The sequence below is a fragment of the Salinimicrobium gaetbulicola genome, from assembly GCF_042676025.1.
Classification (GTDB): Bacteria; Bacteroidota; Bacteroidia; order Flavobacteriales; family Flavobacteriaceae; genus Salinimicrobium; species Salinimicrobium gaetbulicola.
This window is the reverse complement of the sequence record NZ_JBHTJP010000034.1, coordinates 210,016-218,685: the sequence shown is the minus strand read 5'-3', so window position 1 is coordinate 218,685 and position 8,670 is coordinate 210,016. Positions and strand designations below refer to the sequence as shown.

General features: G+C 40.0%; 6 protein-coding genes and 1 pseudogene. 4 read left to right on the top strand and 3 right to left on the bottom strand.

All coding sequences use genetic code 11. The annotated features are described in order from the left end of the window. Window positions 1-1,490, bottom strand: a pseudogene (locus tag ACFQ1G_RS09275) (hypothetical protein); the annotation flags it as partial. 555 nt (window positions 1,491-2,045) lie between these two features. Here ACFQ1G_RS09275 and pdxH point away from each other — a divergent pair. From pdxH to ACFQ1G_RS09255, 4 genes are read left to right on the top strand one after another with little or no spacing between them, the layout of a single operon-like run. After that, window positions 2,046-2,690: a pyridoxamine 5'-phosphate oxidase gene (pdxH, locus tag ACFQ1G_RS09270; RefSeq protein ID WP_380738873.1), complete on the top strand. Its 645-nt coding sequence runs from the start codon at window positions 2,046-2,048 to the stop codon at window positions 2,688-2,690. 2 nt (window positions 2,691-2,692) lie between these two features. Next, entirely contained in the window at window positions 2,693-3,181 is a 489-nt protein-coding gene (locus ACFQ1G_RS09265; RefSeq protein ID WP_380738871.1) for a SixA phosphatase family protein, read from the top strand. Between the two features lie 3 nt (window positions 3,182-3,184). Then, on the top strand, window positions 3,185-5,281 hold the full coding sequence (ppk1, locus tag ACFQ1G_RS09260; RefSeq protein WP_380738869.1) for a polyphosphate kinase 1: 2,097 nt from the start codon (window positions 3,185-3,187) through the stop codon (window positions 5,279-5,281). Window positions 5,282-5,284: 3 nt separating this feature from the next. Continuing rightward, window positions 5,285-6,175, top strand: a complete 891-nt coding sequence (locus ACFQ1G_RS09255) for a Ppx/GppA phosphatase family protein (RefSeq protein ID WP_380738867.1) — start codon at window positions 5,285-5,287, stop codon at window positions 6,173-6,175. 4 nt (window positions 6,176-6,179) lie between these two features. On the opposite strand, the gene miaE is transcribed toward ACFQ1G_RS09255, so the two are convergent. Together miaE and ACFQ1G_RS09245 are read right to left on the bottom strand one after the other, a co-directional pair. Continuing rightward, window positions 6,180-6,761, bottom strand: a complete 582-nt coding sequence (gene miaE / locus ACFQ1G_RS09250) for a tRNA-(ms[2]io[6]A)-hydroxylase (RefSeq protein ID WP_380738866.1) — start codon at window positions 6,759-6,761, stop codon at window positions 6,180-6,182. A gap of 2 nt (window positions 6,762-6,763) precedes the next feature. Next, window positions 6,764-8,623 carry a DNA polymerase III subunit gamma/tau gene (locus ACFQ1G_RS09245; RefSeq protein ID WP_380738864.1) on the bottom strand — a complete coding sequence of 620 codons (1,860 nt, stop codon included), beginning with the start codon at window positions 8,621-8,623 and terminating at the stop codon, window positions 6,764-6,766. Window positions 8,624-8,670 lie beyond the last annotated feature (47 nt).

The window sequence follows — 8,670 nt, the reverse complement described above, 5'->3', positions numbered from 1 at the left end:
GTGAAGTTGCCATCTGCAGTTGAAGTTGAAGCATCGAGGGTTACAGAAGTGACATCACAGGTAAGGATCTCATTTCCGGTTATTGCAGCCACTGCCGGTGTAATATTTTGCTCAACAGTTACAGATGCTGTATCAGAACATCCGCTGTCGTTATTAGTTACAGTTACAGAATAATCTCCGGCACCGTTGACATTAATTGTTTGAGAGGTTTCACCGGTACTCCATGAATAACTTACCGATCCCTCAGCGGTTGTTGACCCGCCTGCATCTAGTGTAATGGATGTATTTGTACAGGTCAGCAATTCGTTGCCTGAAATGTTAGCTGAAACAGGTGAAAGTTTATCTATCGTCACGACGGCTTGAGCTGTACAGCCCGTAGCATCTTTCACGGTAACGGTATAGGGACCGGCATCGAGTTCATTAAAAGTTCCGCTTGATTGATAATTTATGCCGTCAATACTATATTGATAAGGAGGGTTTCCACTTCCGTTTACTCCGGAGCCTGTGGCATTGAATGAACCTCCGGTTCCATCACAATCTACTGGATTGACGTTTGAAAATTGTAAAGCCAACTCGGTGACAGTAATGGTAAAACTGCATGTTTTGGTTTTTATGGTTCCGTCAGGAGCAGTATATGTCGCAACATATTGAAGCTCGTGAGATCCCACCGGGAAAAAGCCCTGTGATGGTGCCGTTACGGTAAAATCAACCCCGGCGCTACAGTCGTTAGTATCACTTAACATCCCATCTACAGCAATTAAAGTATCACCGTTGTTGGCGTTTGAAGGTTCTTTTCCGGAATAAACAAATTCATATTTTAATCGGTAAATACCTGTTACAGTATTTGGAGTGAAAAAGGTATAAGTAAGATTATTTCCATCTACAGTTTGTGGTGGGGCATTCATGGGTATGATATCGCCATTTTCATCTATAAGAGATAATTGCACTGTATAGTCACCATTTACATAATCTACATCAATAGACGTTTCAGAACCCGCTTTTAAAATAAGATAAGGAGTAATAATTACAGAATTCTTTGTTTTGTCCCCATCTTCTCCTGAAAACAATTTCACCTGACCTCCATCGGTTCCTACTCTGGAGATATAGTTGAAATCCCAGCAGTCAACCGTAAGGAGTTGTTCATTAAGCTCAAAAAGCATTTGGAAATTCCCGGGACGCCCATTAGGAGTACAAGTCTGAGTAACTACTGGGTCAGTCCAATTCACGTAGGCGCCATAAACACCATCTTCATATGCGTCGGCGCAGACCGTTTGATCGGCCGGACAGCTGTTAAAGTCGATACAGTTATCGCCGGATATGCTACTTTGGCTGTTTTGAGCATTCCCGGTTAAGGAAGCTGTAAATAGACAGATCAGGAGGCCAAGTCCTGATGACGGGTTAAAAATTCTCCAAAGGTCTGGCTGGCGAAATTTGTTTTTCGCTTGGCTGACGGGGAGGAAAATTTTTTCGAGAGTAGTTTTCCAAATCATAGTCAAAACATTTTGTTGCGAGCAGTCCTGCTACGATCTTTAATATGAATTAAAAACCGTTTAGGAATCTGTCAGTTTCTGGTTGAAATTCCGGTTAAGTTCATCTTATCCTGAGGGGTTGGACAAGCTGAAGATTGTTTATTCTTCTTACAAAATCCACTAGTGTTGGGGGGGAGTAGTGGGGCAATAAAGCAGCATTTTTCAGCTAACTATAAAGTAAAATTAATGCTTAAATCTGTTAAAAAAAGAAATTTTAAATCTTTTAGATGTAGAGAGGAATTTATCGGACAAAAGGCACATTAACAGTTTGTTAAGTACTGTATTTTGGCAAAAAATTTAGCTTTTTAACAAGACAATAGCAAAAGAAGTACTACGTCATGTAGGTAGAAAATACTCACAATCCTTTCATGGAAATTTAACGGTCTGATTAAAAGTTTCTTAATGAAAAACTGGCCTGAAAACCCAAAAAACAGAAGTGTTAATTCCTACAATTTTGTGTTAACAGAACTCTTAAAATTATTTCGGGGTTAGGGTTAAATCAATTAAATTAGCTATATGAAAAATAAGCTCCACGATTACCGGAAACTTTATGAAAAACATGAGTTGCTGGAACACGAAATCCCGTCTGATCCTTTTGAATTATTCCATTATTGGATCAGAAATACAGAAGAGAAAAAAGAAGTTGAAGAGATAAACACCATGACCTTATCAACGGTGAGTCCCAATGGGTATCCAAATTCGCGGGTCGTCCTTTTAAAAGAATATGATCACGAAGGATTTGTATTCTATACCAATTATCTTTCTGAAAAGGGGAAGGCTATTGCCGAAAACCCAAAAGTGTGCCTTTCTTTCTTCTGGCCAAACTCTGAGCGACAGGTTATTGTAAAAGGAATTGCAAAAAAAACCTCCGAAAAGGAATCTGAAGAGTATTTCAGATCAAGACCTCGTGGAAGTCAACTGGGAGCCTGGGCTTCTTCTCAAAGTTCTGTTATTCCTTCAAAGGATTTTCTGAACAGGAGATTAGAGGCATTGGAAAATGAATATGAAGGCAAGGAGATTCCTAAACCACCTTATTGGGGAGGGTATAAAGTTTATGCGTCGGAATTTGAATTCTGGCAAGGAAGACCAAATCGCCTTCATGACAGAATATACTTTACGAAAGAGGAAAACAACTGGAAGATCGATAGATTAGCACCTTGATTATGAAGAAATTAATTCTCGTGCGACATGGTAAGTCATCATGGGATAATGATCTTCCCGATGATGAGCGACCTTTGAAAAAAAGGGCCTATAAAGATGCAGATTTTGTCATCTCGGCTTTTAAGAGTCATTGGAAAGATGAAGTCTTAACCTTAAAAAGCAGTTACGCGGTTAGAGCTTTGACCACTGCTAATATTTTTAAAGACCAGCTGGAAATTGCAAACCAGGATTTTGAAATAAACGAAGATCTGTACACTTTCGATGGTAAACAGTTGCTCAAAACCATTTCAGGAGTTGATGATTCTATAAATAACCTGATGGTTTTTGGACATAACCCAGCAATGACTTCTGTTGCCAATTCCCTGGGAAGCCAGCATTTTAAAAATATTCCCACTACAGGCCTGGTTTTAATTGAATTCCAAACCGATTCCTGGAATAACCTTAAAGACGGAAAAACAATCTTATATTTATTTCCGAAGAATTTGAGGTAGTCTATGGAGTCTAATAAATATATCAACAGAGAATTAAGCTGGTTACAATTTAATGCGCGTGTTTTACAGGAAGCTGCCGATAAAACGGTACCGCTAATAGAAAGACTTAGGTTTCTAGGGATCTTTTCTAATAACCTAGATGAGTTCTTCAAAGTTCGTTATGCGACCATCAAACGGATAGACCTTGCAGGAAAAGGAGGAAAAAGCGTTTTAGGTGGAATTAAAGCCGGAAAACTTCTGGAAGAGATCACACAGATAGTTATTGATCAACAGAGCGAGAGCTTAAGTATTCTGGATTCTATTCAGTCCAAACTGAAAGACCACAATATTTTAATCATTAATGAGAAACAGGTCTCCAAGTCTCAACAGACTTTTGTGAAGAACTTTTTTCTTCAAAAAGTGAGTCCGGCTCTTGTTACCATCATACTTAATGATCTGGAGGAACTCCCTCGATTAAAGGACAGTGCCGCTTATCTGGCCGTAAAAATGGTCATGAAAGAGCCGGTGCCTTCCAAAGGAAATTCCAAGTTGGTCAACCGCCCTTTAAAAGAGAAGAAATATGTGCTTATTGAGATCCCGAGAAGTATAGAGCGATTTGTTGTGCTTCCGAAGGAAGGGGACAAGCAGCATATAATTTTACTCGATGATCTTATTCGATATAACCTGCACACCATTTTCAATATTTTTGAATATGAGAGCATTACTGCTCATATGATCAAAATTACAAGGGATGCTGAACTGGATATTGATAGCGACCTGAGTAAATCTTTTATAGAAAAGATCTCTGCCAGTGTAAAGGAACGTATAGAAGGGGAGCCGGTTCGATTTGTCTATGATATGAATATCGAGCAGGATACTTTACAATACTTGATGAGTAAAATGGGAATTGATGCTACAGATAGTATTATTCCCGGCGGGAGGTACCATAACAGGCGGGATTATATGAATTTCCCAAGTTTAGGGAGTGAAGAGCTGCAGTATAAAAAATATGAACCTCTTGCCTTGCCTGGTCTTGTACTTCAGGGGAGTTTGTTCAAGGGGATTGCTGAAAAGGATTTTTTACTGCATACCCCGTATCAAACATTTTCTTATACCGTAAAATTCCTCAGGGAGGCAGCTCTTGATCCTAAGGTGAAAACCATAAAGATCACCATTTACCGCCTTGCAAAGATTTCTCATATCGCGAGTTCCCTTATTAACGCTGTTAAAAATGGCAAAAAAGTGACGGTTCAAATCGAGCTGAGAGCCAGGTTTGACGAGGTTGCGAATATCAATTATGCAGAACAAATGCAGCGGGAAGGGGTGAACCTTATTTTCGGGGTAAAAGGATTGAAAGTTCACAGTAAAGCTTGCGTGATTGAACGCCTGGAGGAAGGGAAATTAAAACGTTATGGGTTTATAAGTACCGGAAACTTTAATGAATCCACCGCAAGAGTCTATACAGATTTCACACTTTTCACCAGTAACCAGGAGATCCTTAAAGAAGTGAATAAGGTCTTTGACTTTTTTGAGGTAAACTACAAGGTGAGCCGTTATAAGCACCTGATAGTTTCCCCGCACTATACAAGGTCTTCCTTATTAAAATTGATCACCACTGAAATTGAAAATGCCGCCGCAGGTAAAAAAGCGGGAATCAGGTTGAAATTGAACAGCCTTTCAGATTTTGCCCTTATTGATAAGCTTTATGAAGCTAGTAGAGCCGGAGTGAAGATCAAATTGATCGTGCGTGGTATTTGCTGTCTAATTCCGGGTGTGAAAGGAATGAGTGAGAATATCGAAGCTATTAGTATAGTCGATAAATATTTAGAACATCCACGAATTTACATTTTTGAAAATGAGTCCAATCCGAAGGTCTACATTTCATCGGCTGACTGGATGACCCGAAACCTGGATTACAGGGTAGAAATTAGCTGCCCTATTTATGACAAATCGATTCAGAAAGAATTGATAGAGACCTTTGAGATCTGCTGGAATGATAATGTGAAAGCCAGAATTCTTTCCGAAGATCAGGATAATGCCTATCGCAGAAATAATAAACCGGCCCATAGATCTCAGTTCGCCTTATATGATTACTACTTGAACAAACTTGAAAAAGAATAAGATTTGATAGTCCAAAGAAAATATGCCGCAATAGATATTGGTTCCAATGCCGTAAGACTTCTCATTTCTACAGTTACCGAACAGGAGGGAAAAGAACCTATGTTCAAAAAAACATCCTTAGTGAGGGTGCCGATTCGCCTTGGTGCAGATGTGTTTATATCTAAAGAGATATCAGACGAAAATGTAGAAAGAATGATCGATACCATGGAGGCATTCAAACTACTTATGAAGTCTCATAAGATCGAAAAGTATAAGGCATGTGCCACATCAGCAATGAGGGAATCTAAAAATGGGGTAGAAGTAGCGAAAAAGATCGAAGCCAAAACAGGGATCGATATTAATATTATTGATGGGAGCGATGAAGCTGCTATCATTGCAGCTACAGATCTTCATGCCCTTATTCAAACAGATAAAACTTATCTCTACGTTGATGTAGGAGGAGGTAGTACCGAATTCACACTTTATTCTAACGGAAAAACAATTACCTCCCGTTCGTTCAAACTGGGGACCGTTCGGCTTTTAAACGAGATGGTGACGACAGACGTTTGGCAGGAAGTGGAAGTATGGATCAAGAAAGTTACAAAGGAGTTTACCAAGATCGATCTGATAGGATCTGGAGGTAACATCAACAATATCTTTAAAAGTAGTGGTAGGCCTAATGGTAAACCCTTAAGTTTTCTATATCTAAGCTCCTATTACCAGTTGCTGCAATCTTTCACTTACGAGGAGCGAATTACCGAACTTAACCTGAACCAGGATAGGGCAGATGTTATCGTACCGGCGGCGAAGATCTATCTATCGGCCATGAAATGGACAAGGGCCAGAAGGATCTATGTGCCTAAGATCGGACTTTCAGATGGGATCATCAAATCGCTTTATCAGGAAGCTCAGTAAGAAACTAACCGTGCATAGTTTCAGATTTACCCAGGTCTTTCATGATCTCGGCCTCAAACTTTAAGAGATCCTGCCATTTTTGGTCAACTTCTTTTCGTTCCCCATATTTTCGGGCAAAATTCAGAAACATGGTATAATGATTAGCTTCACTCACCATCAGGCTTCGGTAAAAATCTGCAAGTTCTTTGTCCTCAAGGTTTTCAGATAAAAGTCTGAATCTTTCACAGCTCCGCGCTTCGATAAGTGCCGCATACAATAATCTGTGAACGAGATTAGTTACTCTGCTTCCTCCTTTAGGAAAGAAGGTCATTAATTTTGAAACGTATTCATCCTTTCTGTCCCTGCCTAAAGTATAACCGCGTGCCAGGATCCTGTCGTGTACCATTTTAAAATGGCTTATTTCCTCTTTTACTAAAGCCGTCATGGCAGTTACAAGCTCAGAATATTCAGGATGGGTTACGATCAATGAGATGGCAGTAGAGGCCGCTTTTTGCTCACAAAACGCATGATCTGTAAGTATCTCTTCAATATTCTTTTCAACGATATTGACCCATCTTGGGTCTGTGGGTAATTTTAAGCCTAACATAATTATATGTCCAGATCAAAGGTTGAACGTAATTTTTCTAAAAGCGGATTTTTCTCCTGCAGTTTTTGGAATTTCTCAATAGGTGTGAAAGCAAATTTCTTTTCAGCTTTCTCATTCACACTAATCTTTAACTGGATATGAGTGTTTTGAAGTTTATCCTTAAGGTAGCCCATCAGGTGATATTGCACCCTTTCCAGTTCAAGTTTCATTGTTTCGTTTGGTAATTCTATCCAAATGTCTTTGCCTCTAAGTGCGGGAGTGTCGGTCTGCATGATAGAAGCAAGGATCTTTTCACCTTTTTCGTTCTGAAGTTCAGTAAACTCTCTCCAGGCCTCCTGCATTTCCGCTTCGGTGAATTTTCCGTTCTTTTCAACGGCAGCTTCCTTCTTTGCTTCCCTTTTTTCGGCTTCGATCTCTTTTTTCTTCTGAATGCTCTTCAGAGAAAGGCCTGAAACCTTCTTTTTGACAATTGGTGTTTCTGCGGAAGCAGGTCGTGGTTGTTCCTGTTTTCCTTCGGAAGGGGCAGTTTCTGAATCTTGAGATTCAGACTGGTTCTCAGGTTCTTCCGAAGTATAGGTCTTAGTGTCTTTTGCAGGTTCAGAAACTTGAGGGTGGCAATCTGCTGGTGAATTTGCCGGGTTTGGCAGCTGAGCTTCCCTTGGCGCTGCAGAATCACCTTCTGAATATTCATTATTGACAATGACCTCTTTCTCCCTTTTTGTGATCTTCAAGGCAGGAGTTGGTACAGGAGGCCCTGTGAAATGGTTAGGAGGAATTATGAAAGAACTAGCCTTTTTTTTTTCGCTGTCAAAAGTGACAGATGCAAGCTGCATTAGGCAAAGTTCAACCAGCAGCCTCTGATTTCTACTGCTTTTATACTGTAAGTCACAATCATTTGCCAGATCAATTCCCTTTAAAAGGAAATCTGTTGGTGCTTTTTGAGCCTGTTCATAATAAAGAGCCTTGGTGTTATCACCAACTTCCAAAAGGTTAATTGTCTTTGGATTCTGGCATACCATGAGGTCTCTGAAATGCGAAGCAAGTCCCGCTATAAAATGATGTCCGTCAAAGCCGTGAGACAGGATCTCGTTGAATAAGAGCAATAGCTGCGGAATATCATTCTGCAGAATTAAATTGGTCGCAGTTAGATAAGTGTCATAATCAAGAACGTTCAGGTTCTCAGTAACGGCCTGTCTTGTTAGTTCTTTTCCGCTGAAACTTACCACCCGGTCATAAATGGATAATGCGTCCCTCATTGCTCCATCTGCCTTTTGAGCGATAATGTGCAATGCGTCATCTTCAGCGTTAATGCCTTCCTGTTGTGCTATAAATGCCAGGTATTCTTTTGCATCCTTAACGGTGATCCTTTTGAAGTCAAATATCTGACAGCGGGAAAGGATGGTAGGGATGATCTTATGTTTTTCAGTAGTTGCCAGGATAAAAATTGCATGCTTGGGCGGTTCTTCAAGTGTCTTTAAGAAAGCATTGAAAGCTGCCTGTGATAACATATGAACCTCATCAATAATATAAACCTTGTATTTACCAACCTGCGGTGGGATCCTTACCTGATCGATCAGGTTTCTGATATCATCTACAGAGTTGTTGGACGCGGCATCGAGCTCAAAAATATTGAACGCGAAATCTTCATTGGGATCCTGATTGTCTTCCTGGTTTATTTTTTTCGCAAGGATACGTGCACAGGTTGTTTTACCAACCCCGCGAGGTCCTGTAAAAAGTAAAGCCTGGGCAAGGTGATTATTTTCAATGGCATTTAATAGGGTATTGGTAATAGCTTGCTGGCCCACAACGTCTTTAAAAGTCTGGGGGCGGTACTTTCTGGCCGATACTACAAAATGTTCCATTGAAAAATATTAGAAGACAAATATAAAAATACAAAACCGAAAGCGGA

What these genes read in the sequence shown, in the direction of transcription:
- ACFQ1G_RS09265 (WP_380738871.1), top strand. Translation starts at nt 2,693, where the DNA reads ATGAAGAAATTAATTCTCGTGCGACATGGTAAGTCATCATGGGATAAT.
- ppk1 (WP_380738869.1), top strand. Translation starts at nt 3,185, where the DNA reads ATGGAGTCTAATAAATATATCAACAGAGAATTAAGCTGGTTACAATTT.
- miaE (WP_380738866.1), bottom strand. Translation starts at nt 6,761, where the DNA reads ATGTTAGGCTTAAAATTACCCACAGACCCAAGATGGGTCAATATCGTT.
- pdxH (WP_380738873.1), top strand. Translation starts at nt 2,046, where the DNA reads ATGAAAAATAAGCTCCACGATTACCGGAAACTTTATGAAAAACATGAG.
- ACFQ1G_RS09245 (WP_380738864.1), bottom strand. Translation starts at nt 8,623, where the DNA reads ATGGAACATTTTGTAGTATCGGCCAGAAAGTACCGCCCCCAGACTTTT.